Source organism: Paenibacillus sp. MT86 (assembly GCF_058792535.1).
Genome location: NZ_CM179499.1, coordinates 6907309 through 6929656 on the forward strand (window position 1 = coordinate 6907309; position 22348 = coordinate 6929656).

At 49.8% G+C, this 22348-nt stretch carries 22 protein-coding genes; 6 read left to right on the forward strand and 16 right to left on the reverse strand.

Annotated features, from left to right (window positions below):
* Nucleotides 1-270 precede the first annotated feature (270 nt).
* The 5 genes from AC3RCL_RS31470 to AC3RCL_RS31490 form a co-directional block, all read right to left on the reverse strand.
* Nucleotides 271-1473 (reverse strand): DUF262 domain-containing protein, encoded by a 1203-nt coding sequence (locus AC3RCL_RS31470; protein WP_015738086.1) that lies wholly within the window; start codon nucleotides 1471-1473, stop codon nucleotides 271-273.
* Nucleotides 1474-1491: 18 nt separating this feature from the next.
* Entirely contained in the window at nucleotides 1492-2688 is a 1197-nt protein-coding gene (locus AC3RCL_RS31475; protein WP_015738087.1) for an FRG domain-containing protein, read from the reverse strand.
* Nucleotides 2689-2780: 92 nt separating this feature from the next.
* Nucleotides 2781-3260 (reverse strand): 23S rRNA (pseudouridine(1915)-N(3))-methyltransferase RlmH, encoded by a 480-nt coding sequence (gene rlmH / locus AC3RCL_RS31480; protein WP_090909602.1) that lies wholly within the window; start codon nucleotides 3258-3260, stop codon nucleotides 2781-2783.
* A 190-nt stretch (nucleotides 3261-3450) separates the two neighbouring features.
* A complete protein-coding gene (locus AC3RCL_RS31485) occupies nucleotides 3451-4575 on the reverse strand; it encodes a cytochrome P450 (protein ID WP_492533931.1) in 1125 nt (374 codons plus the stop codon).
* 76 nt (nucleotides 4576-4651) lie between these two features.
* Nucleotides 4652-5230, reverse strand: a complete 579-nt coding sequence (locus AC3RCL_RS31490; protein ID WP_015738090.1) for a TetR/AcrR family transcriptional regulator — start codon at nucleotides 5228-5230, stop codon at nucleotides 4652-4654.
* 266 nt (nucleotides 5231-5496) lie between these two features.
* Here AC3RCL_RS31490 and AC3RCL_RS31495 point away from each other — a divergent pair, with 266 nt between their 5' ends.
* From AC3RCL_RS31495 to AC3RCL_RS31505, 3 genes are all read left to right on the forward strand, one after another.
* Entirely contained in the window at nucleotides 5497-5670 is a 174-nt protein-coding gene (locus AC3RCL_RS31495) for a DUF3934 family protein (RefSeq protein ID WP_015738091.1), read from the forward strand.
* 54 nt (nucleotides 5671-5724) lie between these two features.
* Complete coding sequence (locus AC3RCL_RS31500; RefSeq protein ID WP_492533934.1) at nucleotides 5725-6168, forward strand: HEAT repeat domain-containing protein; 444 nt, start codon at nucleotides 5725-5727, stop codon at nucleotides 6166-6168.
* A gap of 110 nt (nucleotides 6169-6278) precedes the next feature.
* Nucleotides 6279-6572 (forward strand): hypothetical protein, encoded by a 294-nt coding sequence (locus AC3RCL_RS31505; protein ID WP_090909598.1) that lies wholly within the window; start codon nucleotides 6279-6281, stop codon nucleotides 6570-6572.
* A gap of 93 nt (nucleotides 6573-6665) precedes the next feature.
* On the opposite strand, the gene AC3RCL_RS31510 is transcribed toward AC3RCL_RS31505, so the two are convergent.
* The 4 genes from AC3RCL_RS31510 to AC3RCL_RS31525 form a co-directional block, all read right to left on the reverse strand.
* The gene (locus tag AC3RCL_RS31510; RefSeq protein ID WP_492533936.1) at nucleotides 6666-7712 is read right to left on the reverse strand and encodes a GTPase; all 1047 of its coding nucleotides are present in this window, start codon (nucleotides 7710-7712) and stop codon (nucleotides 6666-6668) included.
* A gap of 187 nt (nucleotides 7713-7899) precedes the next feature.
* Entirely contained in the window at nucleotides 7900-8067 is a 168-nt protein-coding gene (locus tag AC3RCL_RS31515) for a CxxH/CxxC protein (protein WP_007129186.1), read from the reverse strand.
* Nucleotides 8068-8482: 415 nt separating this feature from the next.
* The gene (locus AC3RCL_RS31520) at nucleotides 8483-9850 is read right to left on the reverse strand and encodes a S1C family serine protease (RefSeq protein WP_015738095.1); all 1368 of its coding nucleotides are present in this window, start codon (nucleotides 9848-9850) and stop codon (nucleotides 8483-8485) included.
* Between the two features lie 524 nt (nucleotides 9851-10374).
* Nucleotides 10375-10644, reverse strand: coding sequence for a hypothetical protein (locus AC3RCL_RS31525; RefSeq protein WP_492533939.1), 270 nt, complete (start codon nucleotides 10642-10644; stop codon nucleotides 10375-10377).
* A 328-nt stretch (nucleotides 10645-10972) separates the two neighbouring features.
* On the opposite strand from AC3RCL_RS31525, the gene AC3RCL_RS31530 reads away from it, so the two are divergent.
* Nucleotides 10973-11236, forward strand: coding sequence for an alpha/beta-type small acid-soluble spore protein (locus tag AC3RCL_RS31530; RefSeq protein WP_175495081.1), 264 nt, complete (start codon nucleotides 10973-10975; stop codon nucleotides 11234-11236).
* Nucleotides 11237-11381: 145 nt separating this feature from the next.
* Here AC3RCL_RS31530 and AC3RCL_RS31535 read toward each other — a convergent pair whose 3' ends face one another.
* From AC3RCL_RS31535 to AC3RCL_RS31565, 7 genes are all read right to left on the reverse strand, one after another.
* The gene (locus AC3RCL_RS31535; protein ID WP_009591509.1) at nucleotides 11382-12185 is read right to left on the reverse strand and encodes an MBL fold metallo-hydrolase; all 804 of its coding nucleotides are present in this window, start codon (nucleotides 12183-12185) and stop codon (nucleotides 11382-11384) included.
* A 7-nt stretch (nucleotides 12186-12192) separates the two neighbouring features.
* Entirely contained in the window at nucleotides 12193-12942 is a 750-nt protein-coding gene (yycI, locus tag AC3RCL_RS31540; protein ID WP_009591504.1) for a two-component system regulatory protein YycI, read from the reverse strand.
* Between the two features lie 37 nt (nucleotides 12943-12979).
* Entirely contained in the window at nucleotides 12980-14254 is a 1275-nt protein-coding gene (locus AC3RCL_RS31545; RefSeq protein WP_492533942.1) for a YycH family regulatory protein, read from the reverse strand.
* Nucleotides 14251-16080 carry a cell wall metabolism sensor histidine kinase WalK gene (gene walK, locus AC3RCL_RS31550; RefSeq protein WP_015738098.1) on the reverse strand — a complete coding sequence of 610 codons (1830 nt, stop codon included), beginning with the start codon at nucleotides 16078-16080 and terminating at the stop codon, nucleotides 14251-14253. The genes AC3RCL_RS31545 and walK overlap by 4 nt, the downstream gene beginning before the upstream one ends.
* On the reverse strand, nucleotides 16080-16811 hold the full coding sequence (gene yycF, locus AC3RCL_RS31555) for a response regulator YycF (RefSeq protein ID WP_009591483.1): 732 nt from the start codon (nucleotides 16809-16811) through the stop codon (nucleotides 16080-16082). The genes walK and yycF overlap by 1 nt, the downstream gene beginning before the upstream one ends.
* 651 nt (nucleotides 16812-17462) lie before the next feature.
* The gene (locus AC3RCL_RS31560) at nucleotides 17463-19031 is read right to left on the reverse strand and encodes a peptidoglycan DD-metalloendopeptidase family protein (RefSeq protein WP_213580866.1); all 1569 of its coding nucleotides are present in this window, start codon (nucleotides 19029-19031) and stop codon (nucleotides 17463-17465) included.
* 279 nt (nucleotides 19032-19310) lie between these two features.
* Nucleotides 19311-19997, reverse strand: a complete 687-nt coding sequence (locus tag AC3RCL_RS31565; protein ID WP_192570163.1) for a hypothetical protein — start codon at nucleotides 19995-19997, stop codon at nucleotides 19311-19313.
* Between the two features lie 253 nt (nucleotides 19998-20250).
* On the opposite strand from AC3RCL_RS31565, the gene AC3RCL_RS31570 reads away from it, so the two are divergent.
* Nucleotides 20251-20928, forward strand: a complete 678-nt coding sequence (locus tag AC3RCL_RS31570) for a response regulator transcription factor (RefSeq protein WP_096777256.1) — start codon at nucleotides 20251-20253, stop codon at nucleotides 20926-20928.
* Nucleotides 20925-22304 (forward strand): sensor histidine kinase, encoded by a 1380-nt coding sequence (locus tag AC3RCL_RS31575; protein WP_096777257.1) that lies wholly within the window; start codon nucleotides 20925-20927, stop codon nucleotides 22302-22304. Before AC3RCL_RS31570 ends, AC3RCL_RS31575 begins: the two co-directional genes overlap by 4 nt.
* Nucleotides 22305-22348: the final 44 nt, after the last annotated feature.

Sequence of the window (22348 nt, forward strand, 5' to 3'; positions counted from 1 at the left end):
ACTTCCACTCAATTCATCATATTAAATTCTTAGAGGTAACTGAGTTAACAAACAATAAAGGCACCCTATCGGATGCCCATGAAATCATTATATTTACTTGGTTATTACTTGTCATTCACCATTTGAAAACCTATTATTTAACTGATTATTAAGATTCAACAGGTTTCTCTTAATAAATTTCGCTTACTGGATGATACGGTTCACCGTATCATCCAGTAAGCGAAAAGGCACTCAGTGTTGAGTGCCTTGTTTTATTTGTTAAACCAAACTTCAAAAAATTCTGAGCTGTTGTTCAATTCTATAAAGTCTATCTCTTTTTAAACTAAGTGAGCTATATTGCTGTTCAAAAACATTATTTTTAACACTTAGGTAATTCATAATATTTCTTGTGTTTGTACTAGATGCATTATACTCAACATCACCTAAAGGCGAATCTGCTAAAATACTCCTAATTTCGTTTAGCAACAATGGATCTTCTAAATCAATCTCAAAAAAATAAAATAAGATTGCTAAAATCATCGAAACTCCAACATGAAACTTAGCTAATCTCTTATCAAATTCTTTATATATGCTGCTTGAAAAAGGGTAATCCATATTATCCGATAATTTAAGAATAAACTCGTTAAAATTATCAAATTCAGTTTTCAAAAAATCTAGTCTCTCATCTTCATCCGCTTTGAATAAATCAGCTTTTCTTCTCAGGAGATTGGTAGAAGCTTCTACCCCATCCTTAGCTTTAAAATCTGGACCTTCATCAAGGATACTGATTATAATACACATTTCTTGGTGATTTTTTTGTTTGTTCTTTCTATCCGGGGTAATATTATAAACTTTTATTAGTCTTTCATATTTAGCAGAAGTTTCTTTCTCGTCCGTAATCCTATTTATGAAATTACCGATATACTGACTGGTTTTAGAGTAATAAGTAGCCATTGCAATTTCATGTTTCTCTAGAGGTTTTGTATTTCTGTTATATCTCTTAAATAATTCAATTTCTATATCATCATCTTCAAAAGGAAGAAACTCTAATATTGACAAATGGCTACCTAGAATTTTTATTTTATCTTCTCTATCTAATTCTGAAAATTTCCTATTGCTGTACCTTAAATCTGGACCTAATATTTCTAAATTTTTCAAGGGGAACTTATCCTTAATATATCGATAAATAGCAGTTAGTCTATGTTGACCATCCATTACATGTCTTAATTGAATTCCCTTGTTACTTGTTCTTACTAAGAATATTTCCGGTATAGGAATATTAAGCAGTAAAGATTCAATAATTGATATTTCTTCCTGAGGTGTTGAACGATACTGCCTTTGATAATCTGGGCTTAGTACAATTCCGTGTAGTACTTCCAGTTGTTCAGCATCATTCAGACCTTCTAGCCCACTTTTTATATATTTTTCGCCTTTATCTATAAAATTCACAGCATCTTGGACTGAAACAAGTGGCCTTGAATATTTGATTTCCAAAATCGGTTCCCCTCCTTATCATATTTCTTCGTTGATAAATTTAATTGTTTTGACCATGTTATCTTTGTCTGGATATATATTTTCGAAGGTAATTCCTAAATTAAACAGTTCTGTAAGTATTGTCTTCTTTGAATTCCGATCAATAATTGCAACTTTTGTATAATTTTGAAGCATACTACTTAGCGAGTCATTCGGCTCAACTTTTAGAAAACACCCCTTTTGGAAATGAATTCTCTCACTCGAATTTCCAACCTTGATAAAATAAGATTTATCAGAGTAATTCTTCTCCTTTGTCGCCTTCAGCTCTCTATCTGAGAAATCAACTAATTTTATTTCATCTTTTATAGCTTCTTTATTATGTGCTAGCGCATCGACGAAATAAACAATAGAATGGTTTTCTGTATACCTATAATCCTCCACTGCGAATAACAAAGATATTAAGTGTGCTTCAGTGAAATCTAAATAGTTGGTTGGTAATCCAAAATGCTGGCCATACGCGCGTAATTCCTCAGCATCCTTATTTTCCAAGGAACTATCATAGAAAGCTACCTTTTGTTTGAATAAAGACTCATATATTGAAGAGTGACTCTTATAGCTTGATTTATATAATCTATGAAGAGATGGTATCAAGTCATATTGGCAATTTTTCTGCCCTCTTGAAACATAATTAATATTTTCAAATCCTGAAATAAACTCAATATACTTACTTACACTATCTATGTAAGATATATTTACAACTGGTACTCTATACTTATTAGAAAAAGTTTCAATTACATTTTCGGTAGACCACGAATTTAGTTCTTGGATTTTATCCTTGAATCTACTACCATCTGAAAAGTTTATGTTCATTACTAACCTATCTTTTTCTAAAGATAATTCAAGTTCATCAAATGGAATATTTGACTCATTAAAATACTCTTTTATTGACGATAATAGATCATCTCCCTCAGTATTATCTCCTTTTGTCTCATTTTCAATTTTAGCAACTGACAGAGTATTCTTAACACGTGTCAAAAACATTAAATATTTCTCTCGCTCTTTATCACTATAACTAGCCGTTAAATAATCTTTTATATCTTGATCAGAATATTCAATTAACCCGTCAATATCTTTATTATCTGAGGATATTACAGCAATATTCTCATCAAAGTTATTGAAAAAACCATCGGGGTCATCTCTAAAATAAAGCAGGACTTTTTCTAGTAACTCTTCCAAAGTTCCCTCCACTCCCTAAATGTTTTATTTAAATCACCAACATTTTATCAGTAAAATTGACAAATTAATATAAATACTTTGGGGCTTTCGCCCTACTTATGATACGGTTCCCCCCGGTTAATCTTCACCGCCCGGTAAATCTGCTCCACCAGCACCAGCCGCATCAACTGGTGCGGCAGAGTCATCCGCCCGAAGCTGAGCTTCGTCTGGGCGCGCTTCAGGACGTCCTCGGAGAGTCCGTTAGAGCCGCCGATGACAAAAGCCACGTTGCTGGTCCCGTACGTGCCCAGCTTGTCCATATGGGCCGCCAGGTCCTCGCTGGACCACAGCTGGCCGCCGATCGCCAGGGCGATGACGTGGGTGTCGGGCTTGATATGGCCGAGAATGCCGGCGCCCTCCTTCTCCTGCACTTGACGCATCTCGGCTTCGCTCATGTTCTCCGGCGCCTTCTCATCCGGCACCTCGTGCACGGTCAGGCGCACATACGGCGCAAGACGCTTGCTGTACTCCGCAATGCCCTGAACCAGGTACTTCTCCTTCAACTTGCCTACGCATACAATCTGTATATTCATGGCGCTGTTTCGCTCCTTAAACTCGACTTTATGACGTTCATTCTAACATGGTGCCACTGCCAATTAAAGGACGTACCATACGCATCCCACCTCCTAAGAGAACTCTCTCCCTCATTCGATTCCACTAAATTCAAGCCGTATATTAAAAAAGAGCCCTCTCCAACGGGAGCGACTCTTCTTCACTTCCTATCTATTTTAAAATGACCGGCAGTTCTTTCAGCGCAAACATCATCGTGCTGTCCATCCGTGCCAGCTCTACGGAGCGGTCCCTGCGGTATTTGGGGTAACGGTCCAGCAAGGTCTGGAGGGCGATTCGGGACTCCATGCGGGCTAACTGAGAGCCCATGCAGTAGTGGATGCCGCTGCCCAGACCCAAGTGAGGGTTCGGATTCCGGTGAATGTTGAATACGTCCGGCTGCTCAAATACATCATCGTCATGGTTGGCCGAGGCCATCCAGATATAAACGAACTGTCCCTGCTTCAGCTCCTGCCCCCGCAGCACCGTGTCCTGCTTCACGCTGCGGAACATCAGCTGAACGGGCGAGAAGTAGCGGAAGACTTCCTCAATGGCCCCAGGAAGCAGCTGTGAATCTCCAAGCACCGCTGCACGGACCTCCGGCAGGCTGTCGAAGGCGAGCACGGCCGATGAGATCAGGTTGGTCGTCGTTTCATTGCCGGCTACGAGAAGGAGAATGCAGAACCCGATAATCTCCAGTTCGGTCAGGTGTTCATTGTCGATACGGGCCTCGACCAGCTTCGTGATCAAATCGTCCTGCGGATGCCGGCGACGGTCTTCTGCGATCTCGGAGAAGTATTCGCTCATCTCGCGCTGGCATTGGAAATAGGCATCGGCATTGTCGCCCACCAGAGCATCCGACCAGGCCTTGAACCGTTCCCGATACTCCATCGATACGCCGAGCATTTCCGCGATCACCGTGATCGGTAACGGACTTGCGAGATCGGCCACGATATCCATCTTCCCCTTCTTCTCGGCTTCGTCCAATAGGGATGTCGTGATCTCCTGGATCTTGGGGGCGAGCGATTCGATCATGCGAGGCGTAAAAGCATGGGATACCAGCTTGCGCAGCTGGCGGTGCTTCGGCGGATCCTGCCGCAGCACACTGGATTCAATAGGGTCATCGGAGGATGAGGAGCCCTGGGAAGAGAACACTTCGTAATTCGTGAAGACCGCTTTGACATCCTCGTATTTAAATACGTTCCAGGCTCCGCCACCATCAATCGCCGCCACCGGAGATTCCGTCCGCATCTGGCGGAACCATTCCAGCGGGAGTAAACCGTTCTTATTCCATTCCATGCTTAACACCTTCGCTTTCCTCATCAAATTTGAACTGACTGGTCAGTTATAGGCATGTAAAAAAAGAAGGCCTTGCTTATTCAAGCGATATAAACAGGCCTTGGGTAATCATCGTGAATGCAAACCGCTCCAGATCCTCGCGCGAATACCGATCTTGATGATTCAAGTAGTAATTGCAAGTGCTCTCCAGCGTACCGACGATGCTGGCAGCGGCCAGGTTGGGATCCACGGCACGGCACAGGTTCTCCTCACACTGTCCTTCCTCAATCATGCTTGCCAGAAAGCTTAAATAATTCCTCTTAAGCTCCTTTAACTCATCCAGGACATCCTGCTCGATACCGTTCGAAATCTCATTGAATACGATATGCGAGAAATGTCGGGATTCAAGAAACAAATCCAAATGATGGCGAATCGTCCGCTCAATCTTCTCCTTCATCGGCAGCGAGGAATTCAGATCCGCTTCCGTCCGCTGCATGATATCCTCAAAGCCCTGCTTCACCACCGTCTTGAAGAGCTGGGATTTGCCCGGGAAGTTGTAGTACAGCGTCCCCTTGGCAACCTGGGCGCGGGCGGCAATCTCGTCCATGCTTGCGCGGTGGTATCCGTTCTCGGAGAATACTTCAATGGCTGCTTGGATAATTTTTTCTTTGCTCACAATAGGGTCGGCCTTTCACAGCTAAATTTAGTTCACTGTTCTTATTCTGACTGGTCAGTTCAAAAATAAGATACCATGCTGGCAAAAATTAGTCAACGGATACGCCTTTCCTCCATATGAATGTTGGATTCCATCTCGATCTATTTCGATTCTTAGGTTTATTTCCGTGGTATCCTATACATATGGACAAATACGGTGTATATTTCAACAGGGCTGGTAAAGAATCAGCATATAGGAACAAGAATATACTGTAACGGAGTGATGGGTTGAGTAAATCCAAGGGCAAGGGCGGAACAGGCAGAGGCACGGGCAAGAAAGGCTGGAGCCGATGGGATGCAAGCGCAAGAAGAGCCAAGAGTAAACCCAAACCTTATACCAGTAAAGGGACCAAGCAGGCGGACAATACAGCGGACGCCGATAATCATAAAGGTACCCCATAATGAACATATGGTTTTAAGAACCCCTGATACAACCTAATGAAGGAGATGAACGGATTGGACAATCAAGAAGTTTTGACGGACATGCCGTCGAATTATGGGGAATTGAAAAGCTCCGCCAACCGAAACGCCAATTGGAGAGAACGCTTAAGCGCCGTTGAAGAGCTGGGAAAATGGAAAAATCAAAAATCCATCGATATTTTGCTGCATAGACTAAATACGGATGCGGTTCACCAAGTACGGGAGGCTGCCTATCATAAACTCCTGGCCTTTGGCGAGGACGTGCAGATGCCCGAAAGACGCAAAGGCGAGCTGATGAAAGACGTTTCGAAGGTGCTCCTGCGCATCAAAAAAAGCCTTCCCCGTGACCACACGTATGAAGACTTCAAAGAAAAGCTGAAGAAGATGAGAATCGACATCTACGATACGTACGAGGGTGACAAAGGCGCCGACTTCGACAGCTGGCTGGAGCAAACCTGGTCTTCCTTGCTAAGAAGATAACGGTGCGCTCAGCCTTCCGGATGCCCACCATGTATATGAGAATTCCGGTTATGTTATACTGAACACAAATATTAATTTATAGGAGTGGTACTCTGAGAAAGCAAAAGCCCATGTCGTTTGATGATCTGCTGAAGGAATTGCAAGGCCAAAAATCGGTACAGGAGGATCCGGATAACATCTCTCTGGAAAAGCTGTTCAATGAATCGTTTATGCGTAAGCATTCATCCCACAACAGCTTTGGGGATTTTGTCGTAAAAGGCAACTTCCAAGTGGAAACGCACGAAGATATCGATAACATTCCGGACGAACTGTTTGACCGTCATGTCTCCAGAGAAACCGATTTCCCGGATTGGAAATCGATGCTGGAGCAGGCCAAAGCCGATCATGCGGCTGCCATGAAGTAATATCGCTGCTATGACGCAGCTATGATCAGGGGCCGAAGGCCCCTTTTTCTATTCCATCCTTTTAACGTGGTATGCATTTCGACATCGACTTGCTTACTTCGACTCGGACTTGGATTCCGAATCCGGTTCCGTCTCGGCCTTCTCTCTGAATTTCTTATAGAGCTTTGTAATATTCGCCGTATTGATCTCGATGTTGTGCTCGTAAGCGTATTTCACTGCATATCCCAGCGCCAAGGTCGTAGCACCCGCTACCGTCGCTCCGGCGACCGATCCCGCGCCAGGGAACACCTTCACGATCTGCCGGAAAATGCTCTTCCCGATATTCCCGAATATCGTGGCAATGACGAGCTCCTTCGCCGTCTCCTTGCTGATCGGCTTATTGTACAGAACCGCAAGCCGGGTAAGCAGACTCACTTGAATGCCGGTAATCGGAATGATATCCGACCCCGGGATGGGGGATGCGCCTACCGCTCCCGCCGAGATCGAGGCACCGATGATCCACCCGTTGGCGGTCGCCGACTTTTCCTTGATGCTTTTGGCAAAGAGGATGTCTTTAGACTTTTTTTTAAGTATCTCCAGAATGCTGCTCCGCAGCCGATCGATGTTCTGGCCCGTCCGTGAGGACACCGGCACAACCTCATAGCGCCCTCCGGTCTCCTTCCGCACACGCGCCACCAGGCGATCGATTTCATCCGCGGCGTCGATTTTGTTCAGCACGATAAGGATGTTCGAGTTAACGCCTTGAATTTTCTGAAACGACTTCTTCTCCGCCTCCGAGAAGACGGTGCCTGCAGCGTTCAGAAAGAACAGCACGATATCCGCCTGTTTATAGTAATTCAAGGTCACCTCCGAATTGGCGGTGTTCACATCATTCAATCCGGGTGTATCGATAAAGGATATATGGTCCTTGTACTTGTGCGGATGAATTTCCGTCGTTTCCCCAGGCTCTGCCCCGACGCCGGCCACCTCTTCGCCCACGATCTGGTTCATGGTGGAAGACTTGCCCGTATTCACGTCGCCAATCAGCGCAATGAGGATTTCCTGCTTCAACTGGCGGTTGATTTCATCCATTTCCTTCTCGTAGGCCTCATCGGCTGCCCTCTTGATCTCTTCCTCCCAAGCTTTTCCGAAGTCATCCATTTCTGATCGTCTCCATTCACGATAGGTTTTCGCGCCTCCGTGCAATCTATACATTCATCATACACTACGCAGGACTGTCCACCGAAGCTGCGTTTCTTCGATTCCCTTCATGATTCTCTTAAACAAAAAAAGCGTGAATTCATCACGCTTTCCCATTCGCATTATTTATTGAATTAAAAAATTCACGTTACACAATTAAAAATTCAGCATGCTTCTCGCACTCCGCGCACTTCACCGGTGGGTCCCAGTCCGAAAACTCGGTCTCCTTCAGATCAACAATATCCGGGGCATCCTCATATTCATCCACGAAATTTTCGATCGCTAGTTCCACATGTTCCTTGCATACGACGTACATTCTATGCATCCTTTCTATCTTTCGCCTCATGTTGTGTTTACCTTCAAACCAGTATAGCCACTCTTCTGTTCTACCACACTCTACGAGAAAAAGAAATGTTTTTAACCCAATTGCCCATCCCCGCTGTATTTCAACCCACAAAAGCTTCCGATCCATCCATGGATTTCACATCCCAAGGCCTTCCGCCCAACTTAATTACAGGTGAGCAGCAAAAAAAGAGCGTGAAACACGCTCTTCTTTCGCAGCCGTTTTTAACGGCTCGTATCTAACCTTTTTCCATCTCTCTATATATGGATTCTATTCCATGCTAACGATAATATATACCCGCTATTTGCTTCAATAAACACCGAACAAACACATCTTTGCGGGAATTTGCACACTTGCTGAGCAAAATCGTCCGCCAAGACAGCCTGCGTTATTCTCCAGGCTTCTCTTCCAGCTTGACCTTCAGCGACTGCAGCTTGCCGTCACGATAGAAGGTCACGTTCAGGTCTCCGCCCACCTTCGTGTTGTAGTACAGGTGCTTGCGGAGCTCGAGCGTCGTTGTAATCGGTTTGCCATCCAGCTTCACGATCACGTCGTTCAGCTGCAGACCGGCATCCAGCGCAGGGCCAAGCGCATCCAGCACGACCACGCCTTCGGTTACCGTCTTCGGCAGCTTGAGATCCTCCTTCTCCTTCTTGCTCAGCGGAGCATACGGATTGCTCAAGTCGACGGTGTATACGCCGAGATAAGGGCGGGCAATATGCCCCTTCAGCATCAGCTCGGTTACGACCTCCGTAATTTCGTTGACCGGAATCGCGAACCCGAGTCCTTCGACGCCGGTGTCGGCAATCTTCATCGTGTTGATGCCGATGACTTTACCGTTCAGGTCCACCAAAGCGCCTCCGCTGTTGCCCTCGTTAATGGCTGCGTCGGTCTGGATGACCTCCTGCTCCCAGTCGTAAATGCCGTCCTGGTTCAGGGATACCGGAATGATGCGGTTGGTATAGCTGACAATCCCGGAGGTCAGCGTATCGCCCAAACCCAGCGGGTTGCCGATGGCGATGACCGTTTCGCCGAGACGAAGCTTGGAGGAGTCTCCAAATTCGGCAACCTCGCCGATGCCTTTGCTGTCAATCGACAGAACGGCAATATCGCTGACGTTGTCCGTGCCGACCAAGGTCGCTTTTTTCTTCTCGCCGCCTACCAGCACAACCTCCAGGGAATCGGCGCCTTCCACCACATGGTTATTCGTAATCACGAAGGCTTTGCCCTCGAGTTTCTTGAAGATGACGCCAGATCCAAGGGCATCCTCTTGCGAGCCGCCGAAATCTTCACCGAAATCAAAATCATCGCCGAAGTCGAACCCTTCCGGAAGCTCGAAGTCGCCCTCATCCTCAGGCAGCGTGCCGGATTCCTCTTCCAGACCTTCACCCTCGATCCCTTCCTCTTCAGGCAGCGGAGTCTCTTTGTGCGTCAATACGCTGACAACCGCAGGACGCACCTTCTGGGCAGCGCTAATAATCCGTTCATATGGATCGCCATCCGACGTGGACAGCTGATGACTGCCATTGATCATGGTAATCGGTGACGACGTCGCAGGATGACCTGTAATGAAGCTGAACAGCATCACCGCAATCAAGGCGCTGCACACGGAACTGATCGCGGAAATCTGGAATGTGGATAAACCCTTCCTGCGGCGGGTGGACCGCCACTTCGTTCGCTCAGATCGGTCCTCGCTGGTATTTTTGCTCCGTCTGGAAATTTTAGTTGAATAGAAATCATCGTCAAACAATCCCATTGCGATCCCTCTCTCCCCTTGGTTGCTACGCGTCAAGATACTTTACCAGCTTCAGACCTACCGCCATTACCGACTGACCTACTAAAATCATCTTGTCGTCATAACAACCGCCTTGCACCGCATGTATCTATCTTTCTATGAATCGGCAGCGTGCCACCTGTTAAATATCTCTCTATTGTATGACTCTTCTGCGGCTCAAAAAGTTGCATTTTTGAGCTCTGTCTTTGAACTTTTAGTGAAATATCGCTCCTTATCCAATATTTGAACCCACAGCCAGAAATCTAGTTCCAGAAAAGGTATGTATTGACACCCGACCGTTCAAAAAAGACCCTGTATCCTTCTATTACCACAAACAGGGCGTTTTAAGCGCGAAACATCCGTTTTTTTCTAAAAAAGATGGGAATACCTGGGTTGGCTTCATTTGGCGTCTACAAGCACCCCGTCCTCTAGTTCGTTGCAGGTGCTTAACCACAGCCCTCAGACCTTCCGGTGCTCCTATTGTACCACACGAACACAGGTTCACGTCAGCTTTCTTTGGTAAAAACAAATGCTAAATTGATGGCAATTTTAAGAGTCTGTGTAAAGAGAGATTTTACATTCGATTCATAGCGATTGTCCGGGTGAACACAATACCCTTGTATACGAGCCAGACAGCCAAAAGGTTCCATTTTTCGAGGATATTCCATGACCCCTTCTTCCGGCATTCCCGCAATCCTGGCAGCGGCAGCCCTTGATTCGTGCATTCCCCCTTTAAAGACTATACCGAACAAATGTGTTAAGAAAATGGCAACCACGGTTGGTCTTCCAGGCCAATTATGTTCATTTCGGAGTACCGCGCTACATCTCTCCGGCGACCCACACATCATTCCTATTTGGATTCACCGTTACTTATTCTTTCCTAAGCTCTCCGCTGCAAAAATACTTCCCCGTCCCCTCTGCAGTATGCCTGCAGACAAGGCTCGTCTACCCTGTTTGGCCTATCAAAAAAGCACATTGCCTGCGCAAGCCATAGGATTTCGACCTGCTTCTCCGCTTTCTGGCACTGGTTAGGTTATCCATTCATCTGCAGGTTGCCCGCAGGGAATGTTATGAAGGGGAAACCATATGCAAGGAGGGTTAAGGATGGCAAGAAGGTCACGGCGGCACCGGAGTCCCGAAATGCAGCAGTTCATGACGAACGTGATGCGAAACGAAGGCTATCAAGTCGACCCGCAGCGGCAGCAGGACCTCAAATATGAGGTGGCCAAATCACTCGGCGTACCGCTGAAACCCGGCGACAACAGAGACCTGACCACCGAACAGGCGGGTAAAGTCGGCGGTGCTATCGGCGGTTCCATGGTTCGGGAAATGGTTCGTATGGCGCAAGAAAGCCTCAGCAAGCGTTAGAGACGAGCCGTTTCTCTGCATGTGATGCGTCTGTCCGCAACAGCAAAACAGCCCCACGTCATCATGGGGCTGTTTTGCTCATGCCTATTTTAAGATATCCATGTTATGAATGCTGAATTCGTCCAAGGCAAGCTGTCTCACTAAACTATTCCCCGACTTTATCCCAAGGGGTCGGACGGTCATAATACGTATCGCACAATTTAAACTCGCTGTCCTTGAAGAAGCAGCCGCGGTCTTCCATCGTATCGCGTACGGTCATTCTTGCCAGGTCCATCATGTTATGATCCAGGCTGAGATGGGCCAGATACGTCCGTTTGGTATCGCCCGTCAGCAATTCGCTTAACGCATCGCCTGCCGAATTATTCGACAAATGCCCCATATCGCCGAGAATCCGGCGCTTGGTATTCCACGGATACCGTCCCATCCGGAGCATCTCGATATCGTGATTGGCTTCCAGCACCAGCACATCCGATCCATCCAGCGCTTTCTTCACCTTGTCGCTGACATAACCGAGGTCCGTGGCAACGCCCAGCTTCTCGTCGCCGTCATAGAAGCAGTAACCGACCGGTGCCGCAGCGTCATGGGATATTTCAAACGGCTCCACCCGCAGCGTGCCAAAATCCTTGACCTCATGACTCTCCAGCACAATCCGGTTCTCTTCCGCAATCTTGCCCAGCGACTTGCTCATCGCTTCCCACGTCTTCTCATTCGCATAGATCGGCAGATTGTATTTGCGCGCCACCGCGCCAAGCCCCCGGATATGATCCGAATGCTCATGCGTGACCAGAATTCCGTCGATTTCTTCTCCCATCATTTCGCGTTCCTTCAACAGCTCATCGATGCGCCTTGCACTTAGGCCCGCATCGATCAGCAGTGTCGTATCCTCATTGCGGACAATGGTCGCATTGCCCGTTGAGCCGCTCGACAGCACGGAAAATGAAATCCCCATAGTCTTGTTACTCCTTTGTCGTATCGCTTTTTGGCGTCAGCACATCCCCGCTGATGCCCTGCACATAGATCATCTCGCCATGATCCAGCGTAAACCGCCAGGTCGGTGCTGCCAACTGATCCTCTGTATTAAACAACTGCCCATAATAACCAAGCTGAATATCGCGTACCGCCGAATCAGGCGGGATGAAATTACGTTCGATAAGGGTTTCCAAGGCCTTCGATGCAGGCAGAACCTTCTGTTCCTCCATATCGCTGCTTGGCAGAATCTCAAACACGGGTTCGCGAAACGCATGAATCTTCTGGGCTTCATGGATAAACTCCAACTCCACGTTAAACAGCGGCCATTCCTTCTGCACCAACGGCCGGAATATGAAGACATTCTCCTTGTCCGACGGCTCGTCATGGCGATAGTTCCCGAGATCCGCAATCTTGCCTTCCAGCGCATTGCGCAATTCCTTCTCATCGGCATAAATCAGCTTCGTGTCCACCGGCTGCTCCAGTCCTACCGGCTCGCCCTGGGCTTCCGCGCTGTAGATATAATTAATTTTGGGCAGCTGCGGCGTTTCCGTCGGGATCGGACTCAGCAATTGAATCCCATTCTCCTCCATCACCTGCTGGGTGCTCTCGGAAAGCGAGGTGAAATCCAGATTGGAGCCGACCTGCTCGCGGTAATCCATCCAGAGCTGATAGCCCAGTACCAGATTCAGCAGCAAAAACGCGTAAATCAGAACATTTTTGGCACGGCCCCAATCCATGAATATCCCTCCTTGTGATTCAATGTACCCCGAATGATTACTCGAGTATGACAACCGAGCCGTTCTGGAGCTTTAAAGCCCATACCGGCTTCAGCAGCAGCCCTTCTCCCGTCAGCACCGGTAAATAGGCGGGATCCAGACCTGTAACCACACTCTCCTCGTAAGGCTTCAGCTTCGCTTCCAAGGCCTCGCCTCCCGTAAGCTTTACCATCTGTTTCTTCAAAGAGGCCGGCTCGAGATATAACAGCGAGCGCTCATAGGAGGTTACCGTTCCCTGCTGCAAGTCCAATTCCATGACGCCATATTGGAAGCCTGGCGTATTCAGGGTCGGAAATCCGCCGTAGTATTGCTGGAATTTCACCAGCGTCCGATCCTCGGATTCACCCGCTTTAGCCAGCCTGTATGTGCCGTTCCAGCCCCCGTGCTGATTCACGAAATCGATGGCGGACAGCACATCCTTGCCGGGACTGCTCTCTCCGGATGGCGGCGCAGCCGGATCGGTATAGCTGATCCATTTCTGTCCCTGGTCTACCTGGAGGCTCCGCTTACTGTCCGTATAAATCTCGGAGCCGTCTTTTTCCCGAATGTTGCGGGTGATGCTTGGGTCAAAAAACAGGCTGCGCTGCATTTGATCAACCGTATATTCCCCGATCGGCAGCTCAATGCTGACCATATTCAGCTCCTTCTCCGGGGTATAATACCGGCCTTCCACCATCTTATACGGCGTCCAGCTCAGCCCGAAGTCCACCAGCTGATCCACGTCCTGTACGGTCAAATCCGCCTGGGCGGCTTCATAGACGACATCGCCCTCCGTACTGAAAAACATGACATGGATCTTCGCTTCGCCTTCCACGCTGTACAGCCACATTTTGTTGATGCTTTCCCCTTCAAACAGGGTATCCGGGACGATCTGCATCACTCTCTGGAGCAGCGTTACCGGAATGCCTGAATCAAAGCTCAGCTCAATGCCTCGATTCTCGGAACGAACCTTGGCCCAATCGATGTTGCTGACCATCCGCCGCTGGAAATTATCAAAGGTCCGGCCTTTAAGCCGGTTATACACGAGATTATAGAACGTATCGTTCGGATAGAACACCGTATGCTTGTCTTCGCCCAGATGAATGACCATTTTGTCGGGAAAGAGCAGATTCTCGGGCTTCTCTTCCGGCCCCATCTCCTCGGTTCGGATATAGGCGTCCTTCGATTGCACAACCGAGTCGCTGCCCGGAAAACGGAAAATCAACACATAACTCTGTACCAAGCTGCCAACGACCAACAGGACCAGCAGCACGGTTTTCAATCGTTCCTTCACGCTAACACCCTCCCCTCATCGTCCAGGGGCAAGGTAAAGGTCACCGTGGTGCCCTTCTCCAATTCGGATTGAAGCGTAATGAAACCTCCATGTGCCCTGACAATTTCCCGGGCAATGGACAGACCGAGGCCCGTTCCGCCTAAATTGCGCGTCCGTGCTTTATCCACCCGATAGAAGCGCTCAAAGATCCGGTCCAGATCCTTCTTCGGAATACCGATCCCGGTATCCTTAACGGATAAGGATAACATGCCTTCCTCCGTTATGCTTGCATCCATGGTGATGGTGCCTCCGTCCGGCGTATATTTAAGGGCGTTGGATATCAGGTTATCGAGAACCTGGTCAATGCCGTCCCGGTCCAGCATCGCCGTGGATACGCCCGGCTTCACTTCGATAATGGTGCGAATATGCTTTTGCTTCATTTGGAAAGAGAATCGGTCCTCTACGTCCTCCAGCATTTCCACGATGTCCGTCCGCTCCTTATGCAGAGCGGCCTCCTTGGAATCCAGCCGGGACAAATGCAGCAGGTCCGTCACCAGCCGGATCATCCGGCCGGTCTCATTCTGGATGACGCCGACGAATCTCGGCCCCATCTGTTTATCCTCCAGTGCGCCATCCTCCAGCGCCTCGGTATAACTCTTGATGGTGGTCAGCGGCGTGCGCAGCTCATGGGATACATTCGCCACGAACTCCCGCCGGGATGCCTCCAGCTTCTCCTGCTCGGTGACGTCCTGCAGCACGGCAATCGTACCCGTGATGCCGATCTCCCGCCGGTGAATCGGCGTGAAGGTCACGCGCATCATGAACGGCTCGCCGCCCTCGCGCGGCGTAATCTCAAGCAGCTTCGAATCATGGCCTTCGCCGCGCGCCAAGGCTTCGGATTCGGATTCTTCCAGGCCCAGCAGGGACACGATATCGTGTCCTGCCAGTTCTTCCCCCTCCACGCCCAGCATTTCGCCGGCGCGCCGGTTCATCAGGATGACACGCCCTGCCTCATCGGTTGCGATCACGCCGTCGCTCATATTGGTCAGGATCGAAGCAAGCTTCTCCTTCTCTTCTTCGTTCTGCGAGAGAGCTTCGCGCAGACGGCTGGTCATATAGTTGAACGCCTGGCTGAGCTGGCCGATCTCATCGCTGCCGAATACCGGCGTTTTCTCGGTAAACCGGCCGTCCGCGACGGCCCGCGCGTGCTTGGTCAGCTCCTTGATCGGATGAGTAATCGTATGCGACAGGATGACGCCGAGCACCGCGGTCAAGCCGAGGGCCAAAAGAATGCCCGATATAAAAATATTGTTGATCCGCTGCATCGTGCTGTACAGCTCGCTCATGCTGGCTACGATATATATCGCGCCGACGATTTTCTCGTTGTACATGACGGGCTTGGCCACCACTTTTTTGCGGATATTATCATCGTCGATGATGTACTCTTCATTATCCTGTATTCCCTGCAAGGCCCGACTGACAACCGTCTGCGTGTTCTTGGTGCTCACATAATCGGCATGGGAGGGCAGCGAGGTGGTCAGCACCCGCCCGGTGGAATCCAGCACCTGGATCTCGGCGCCGTTCAGGTTGAACAGATTGTTCACCATGACGCGCAGGCTCTCGATCGGATCCTCCTCGGTATCGTTCTCGCCGCCAAGGGTTTTGGCCGCCAAAACCGACATCAGTTCGGCGCGTTCCTGCAAGTCCTTCGTGAAGTTGCTGGTCAGCGAGTTCTTCATCGCACTCACAAAATACACCCCGATCAGCTGCATCGCGATCAGAATGAGAAGGACATAAATGATGATGACCTTCGCCTGGATGGTGCGGAAGAAGGACAGCCACTTCATTACAGGCCTCCGTTTTTCGCGCTGCGCATCAGGTAGCCCAGTCCGCGCCGAGTCAGGATATATTCCGGTTTGCTCGGATTCTCTTCAATCTTCTCGCGAAGCCGGCGGATCGTCACGTCCACGGTTCGCACATCGCCAAAGTATTCAAAGCCCCATACCGCCTGCAGCAAATGTTCCCGAGTCATCACTTTGCCGGCATTACGGGCCAAATAATAAACCAATTCATATTCGCGGTGCGTCAGATCGAGCGCTTCCCCGCTTTTATATACCATGTACATGTCCGTATCAATAAACAGCTCAAACAGCCGCAGGCCTTGTCCGCCTGCACTTGTGCCGCCTGTGTTATCCGCCGAGTTGTCCGGCTTCTGCTGACGTCGCAGATGCGCCTTCACGCGTGCGAGTATTTCTCTCGTGCTGAACGGCTTTGTCACGTAATCATCCGCCCCGAGCTCAAGCCCAAGCACCTTGTCGATCTCTCCGTCCTTCGCCGTCAGCATGATGATCGGGATCTGCAGGTTAGCGGCACGTACCTCGCGGCACACGTCCATTCCGTCTTTGCCGGGCAGCATCAAATCAAGCAGCATCAAATCCGGCCGCTGCGTGAGCGCAATCTCCACGGCGCTGATGCCGTCAAAGGCGCAGATGACCTCATAGCCCTCTTTTTCCAAGTTAAACTTTAAAATATCGGCGATGGGCTGTTCGTCATCCACCACCAGAATGGTTCCCTGCATCTTCCTGTTCACCTCATACCTTCTTAAAGAGGATGTTCAAAAAGTCCCTTTTTGAACTCACACTTAAACGGTCTTCTTTCCATTTTACCACACCTGCCGCCGCTACACACCCACTGGTCCGCCATTCGGAGAGCGGCAGCGATCGCCTTTGGATTCGGAAAATCTCATCGTAAGCGGCATTCCTATTTTCCGAATTCAACAGCGACGGAGGAGGACACCGCTTGCGACACCACTGCAAACTATTTTCCCGTTCTGCCCCACTCACACCGCCTCCCCTACGGCCGCCCCGATTCAGGGGGCGGCCATCCGCTTCGCAGCTTAGCTGGAGTACACGGGGATGGATCCGACAGATAAGGGAAATACCCTCTACCGCAGCATGCGGTGTCATTCGGAGAGCGGCAGCGATCGCCTTTGGATTCGGAAAATCTCATCATAAGCGGCATTCCTATTTTCCGAATTCAACAGCGACGGAGGAGGATACCGCTTGCGACACCACTGCAGACTATTTTCCCGTTCTGCCCCACATCCCCAAATCACCGCCTGCAAGACGCAAAGATGGCCGCCCCCGTTAAGGAGCGGCCATCTTCACTATTATGATATATGAACCAATAATGGCTTATGTCGCATTGGTTTACCTAGTATAACACAGAACTACAGATATTTCATCGGATTTTGGGCAACTCCATTTTTTTGCACTTCGAAATGCAGATGCGTCCCGGTGGAACGGCCCGTATTACCCATGACGCCCAGCTTGGAGCCTTGTCCAACAGACTGGCCGTTGCCGACGGAAATCTTGCTCATATGCCCATACAGCGTGCGATATCCATTGCCGTGATCGACAATGACGACGTTGCCGTAACCGCTCTGCTGACCCGCGAAGACCACTCTTCCGGAGGCCGCTGCCATAATGGTGCTTCCGCCAACCATATCAATGCCCTCATGGCTTCTTCCCCACCGATGTCCGAAGGAGCTTGTAATGCGCGCCCCGCTCACCGGCCAAGCGAACATGCTGCCGCTGGACTTCTGGGTCACCGCTGCCGCTTTTTTCTTCGGTGCTACCTTGGTTCCTTTGTACACCACTTCCGGCAGGGATTCCTGAACCACCTGTTGGCCTGTCCACTGCTTGGAGATAACCTTGCCGTTCTCTTTGGTCACGATGTAATCCACCGTCTTCACGCCGTCGCGTCCGGGACGGACGACCTTCCGCTTGCCCAGCGGGAGCTCGCTGCTCTTGCGAACAATCGTCTCTGGTTTGCTCGGCTGCTTCACCGACACCGTCTCCACCGTTCTGACCGTCAGCGGCGCTTCCGGCTTCGTCACCTGCAGCTCGGCCCCGATCTGAACATATTTCTCTTCAAGCCCGGGATTGAGCGCCATGACGTCGGCAGACTTCATGCCAAAATGCTGTGCGATCGAGGAAATCGTATCTCCCTCTTTCACCGTGTACACCACCGGCTTGTCCTTCGTGCCGGTCAGCACCTTGACCGCTTCTTCCACGTCCAGCACCTTGTTCGGGTCAGCCTTCGTGTTGGCAAGCGAAATCTTCTCCTTGATGTCCACGGACTCGAGCCCGCTTGCGTCATCCTTCTTCTTGCTCGATGCCGATGCGGACGTTTTCGTGAAAGCGACTCTCTGCGTCTTCTCCCTCTGCGCAGCAGCCGGAGCGAACTTCAGCTTAGCCGCTTCGACGGCAGCCTTGGCCGTCTGTTGATCCTTCACGATCGCCACCGTCTTGCCATCCACCTTCAGCTCCACGCCGCGAGCATATGCTTTCAGCATGCCATCCAGCTTATGAAGCGTCTCCTCGCTGTTCACGACCGGTTTATAGGAACGGTCGGCCTTCGTGGTGATGCCGTCGGTATGAAGCACCATGGGGACATCAGGGTACTTCTCCTGATATTCCTTTTGCTTCGCTTTCAGCAGCTGGTCAAGCTGGGCATCTTCTTGAATGGTACCGATCGATTTCCCATCGACATACACATGATAGAACGGAATTGTATTCGCGTTCACGTAAGCTTTTCCGCCGGTATATATCGATCCTGCTATGAGCAATACCCCTGCCGACATCCAGATCCATCTGCGCGGTGATGTCCACCCCCGCTTTGGCGGATTCGACGACATCGGGGACTCCTGATTTGAGTTGTGATTGAGGGTAGACTGATCGGCCGCTTGCTTGCGCAAGATGCTGTCCATCCACCGTTTCCCCTTAGAACCTTTCATGTCTCTCTCCTTTAAGCCTTGTCCATATGTAAGAATCCGTTATTCGTTCATCTGAACTTGCTGACTTAGCATTGAATGTGACACAACCTGTCAAAAGGTATCAAAATTTTAACCTTTTCGATCTTCGTATACTTTAACATAGCCTTTACAATCATTTCAAGTTTACGAAAATAGCGAAAAACCCGCGTCCCGCGCGGGTTTCCTGATATTTTCCAATATGGGGCTTTTGCATGTCGGTGACAAAACGGTGACAGAGCCTGCCTGAAACCCGTCATACCACTATTCTTTGAGCATGGTGATCAGTTTATCGAATTCATCCGGATTCAAATATTTGGATATGCCCTGCTCGATCTCCGCAAGCTCCGCAGCGGTCAGACCGTCCTCCATCGCCTCAGAGATCTTCTGCATTTCGGATTGGGGCAGCTTGTTCATCAGCATGGCGAAAATCTCTTCCTTCTCCTCCGTTGGCAAACGGTCCTTCCGGTCCACGATGTCCCCCGGTGTCATGACAATCTCCTGATCTTCCAGGGAGGAGTCGCCAGACTCTGTCGTATTCGTGCCCATGACAGGCAGGGAATTATCCGGTGCCTCTTCATCGTTCGAAGTCTCCCCTGACGTTCCCGTTGATCCTGAACTCGTCTCTTCGTCCTCCTTGGCCCCTCCATTCGTTTGGGTGCCGGCTTCCGATTCCGGTTCATCGTCCGCAGCGCCCTGATCTTCTTCCAATTGGCGATTGTCCTTCGCGGCATTGACGCTGCCTGCATCCGGCTTGGTGCCGGAGCCCACGCCCAGCATCGACTTCATAATACCTCCCACCCCCATTGGCTCCGCTTCCAGTTGAATGTTAAAGCTGGATAACACCGATTGAATATAGGCATTCACGACGATGCCCGTGGTCACAATCGTAAGCGTGCTCACCAGAATGGCGGTCAAGCTGATTTTCAGCAGCCATTTCATCCACTTCATCCGTATCTCCTCCTTCCTCATGCACGCTGCAATGACATGACGATGATTGCTTTCTTTTTCCAGTATTGACCACTCGGTATTGCTTCAATCGTGGGAATCGCCAATTTTTCTACTTCGAATCTGATATATTTCATGATTCGGTTCCTTTTAGGCCACACTACTTCCATGCGATAGAGCGCTCCATCGACCGCACCAGGGAATGTATGATACATATATAGTCATTGGAACGCTTATGAAGGAGGTCAATCTAGCAATGATTCATATATTGATCGCAGATGACGACGCGCATATTCGAGAGCTCCTGCTATATCATCTTCAAACCGAAGGATACACGGTATTCACTGCAGCTGACGGGGAAGAAGCTTCTGCCCTTTTGGCGGAAGAACAGGTTCACCTGGCTGTCGTGGATGTCATGATGCCGAACAAGGACGGGTATCAGCTCTGCGAAGAAATCCGGCGTTATTATGATGTACCCGTCATTCTTCTGACCGCCAAGGATCAGCTTGTAGACAAAGAGAGAGGTTTTGCCGTCGGCACGGATGATTACTTAACCAAGCCGTTTGAACCAAGGGAGCTCCTGTTTCGAATCAAAGCCCTGCTGCGGCGATATCAAATGGTCAGCGCGGACAAAATCCGTCTGAACGAAACGACCATCGACCGCAAAAGCTACGAAGTTCAGGGACACGGAAAAGTACTGATGCTGCCGATGAAGGAGTTTGAGCTGCTCTCCCAGCTTGCGAGCTATCCGGACCGGACGTTCTCGCGCGAGGAGCTGATTCAGCTCATCTGGGGAACGGATTTTGACGGAGATGACCGGACCGTGGACGTTCATATCAAACGACTCCGGGAACGCTTCGCGGACCGAAGCGGCGATTTCCGAATACGGACCGTTCGGGGCGTAGGATATAAATTGGAGGCGGCGCCGCAGTGAAAACCCTCTATTCGCGCATCGTCCTCACCACCATCGCCATCATGGTGATCAGCAGCTTGATTGCTTTTGTGCTGTCTAATCTGTACTACCAATACAATCTCAAGCCCTTTAACGATCAGAAGGTCACCACCATGGCCAAGGATATCGGGGACTTTTATGACAGCCACCCGGAGACGGACATCCATGATTATCTCCATCACATCGGCCAGCTCGGTTATCAATTCTATTTGGTGAATGATCAAGGCAAGGAGTGGTTCTACGGCGGCATGTTCCGTGAACAGGACCTCTCGCCCGAAACGGTGCGGCAAGTGCTGAACGGGAAGGTGTACCATGGCATTGCGGAGTTTCCGTCGGAGCTGTTCATTACCGGCTTTTTCGACAATGTCCTAAGCAACTCCATCGGCATCCCCATACAGGTAGAAGGCAGCCCTCACGCACTCTTCCTCAGGCCCGATATTACCGTCCAGTTCGGGGAGATGCGTATCTTCTTCTCCATCATTATGGTCATTGCCATCCTGCTGAGCATCCTGCTTGTCGGCATTATTACGCGCTATATCGTGAAACCGATCGTGAAGTTAACCGAGGCCACCCAGAGCGTGGCGCAGGGCCAATATGACATTAAGCTGAACGTTACCCGGCGTGACGAGCTGGGGCAGCTTGCGGACCATTTTTCCCAGATGGCCAAAGGACTAGCGCAATTAGAGCAGATGCGCCAGGAGTTTGTATCCAATGTCTCGCATGAAATCCAGTCGCCGCTGGCCTCCATTCAGGGTTTCTCGCAGACGCTGCAAACCAAGCGCTTGTCCGAGGAACAGCAGCAGCATTACTTATCGATCATTGAGGCGGAGAGCCGCCGGATGTCACAGCTCAGCAAACAGCTGCTTATGCTGGCGTCCCTGGATAAGGAAGAGAACATTCTCGATAAATCCACCTTCGACGTGGCCGAGCAAATCAAGCAAGTGCTGCTCCACACCGAATGGAACTGGCGCAGCAAAGATTTGACCATCGATATGTCGCTGCCGCCGACCTATGTTTACGGCGATCAGCAGCTGCTGCATCAGGTATGGACGAACCTCATCACCAACAGCATTAAATTCACCGCACCTGAGGGCGCCATCTCCCTGCGTGTGATCGAACACAACAAACAATGCCGCATCGAGATCTCCGATACGGGCATTGGCATTCCGCAGGAGCATCTGCCCCACATCTTCAACCGGTTTTACCGCGTGGATGAGGCCCGTGACCGCTCCGAGGGCAGCAGCGGATTGGGTTTATCCATTACCCAGAAAATTGTCGAACTGCATGGCGGACGTATTGAGGTCACGAGTCAGCCTGGAAAGGGAGCCACCTTCACCGTGATCCTTCCTAACGTATAATGCAGCCTAATCTCAAGTTCATGCTCTGTTCATATTCCATTCCT

Bases quoted from the DNA above. Each gene is read 5' to 3' on its own strand.
- rlmH (WP_090909602.1), bottom strand. From the start codon at position 3,260: ATGAATATACAGATTGTATGCGTAGGCAAGTTGAAGGAGAAGTACCTG.
- AC3RCL_RS31485 (WP_492533931.1), bottom strand. From the start codon at position 4,575: ATGGAATGGAATAAGAACGGTTTACTCCCGCTGGAATGGTTCCGCCAG.
- AC3RCL_RS31505 (WP_090909598.1), top strand. From the start codon at position 6,279: ATGTCGTTTGATGATCTGCTGAAGGAATTGCAAGGCCAAAAATCGGTA.
- AC3RCL_RS31510 (WP_492533936.1), bottom strand. From the start codon at position 7,712: ATGGATGACTTCGGAAAAGCTTGGGAGGAAGAGATCAAGAGGGCAGCC.
- AC3RCL_RS31515 (WP_007129186.1), bottom strand. From the start codon at position 8,067: ATGTACGTCGTATGCAAGGAACATGTGGAACTAGCGATCGAAAATTTC.
- AC3RCL_RS31520 (WP_015738095.1), bottom strand. From the start codon at position 9,850: ATGGGATTGTTTGACGATGATTTCTATTCAACTAAAATTTCCAGACGG.
- AC3RCL_RS31530 (WP_175495081.1), top strand. From the start codon at position 10,973: ATGGCAAGAAGGTCACGGCGGCACCGGAGTCCCGAAATGCAGCAGTTC.
- AC3RCL_RS31535 (WP_009591509.1), bottom strand. From the start codon at position 12,185: ATGGGGATTTCATTTTCCGTGCTGTCGAGCGGCTCAACGGGCAATGCG.
- yycI (WP_009591504.1), bottom strand. From the start codon at position 12,942: ATGGATTGGGGCCGTGCCAAAAATGTTCTGATTTACGCGTTTTTGCTG.
- walK (WP_015738098.1), bottom strand. From the start codon at position 16,080: ATGAAGTGGCTGTCCTTCTTCCGCACCATCCAGGCGAAGGTCATCATC.
- yycF (WP_009591483.1), bottom strand. From the start codon at position 16,811: ATGCAGGGAACCATTCTGGTGGTGGATGACGAACAGCCCATCGCCGAT.
- AC3RCL_RS31560 (WP_213580866.1), bottom strand. From the start codon at position 19,031: ATGAAAGGTTCTAAGGGGAAACGGTGGATGGACAGCATCTTGCGCAAG.
- AC3RCL_RS31565 (WP_192570163.1), bottom strand. From the start codon at position 19,997: ATGAAGTGGATGAAATGGCTGCTGAAAATCAGCTTGACCGCCATTCTG.
- AC3RCL_RS31570 (WP_096777256.1), top strand. From the start codon at position 20,251: ATGATTCATATATTGATCGCAGATGACGACGCGCATATTCGAGAGCTC.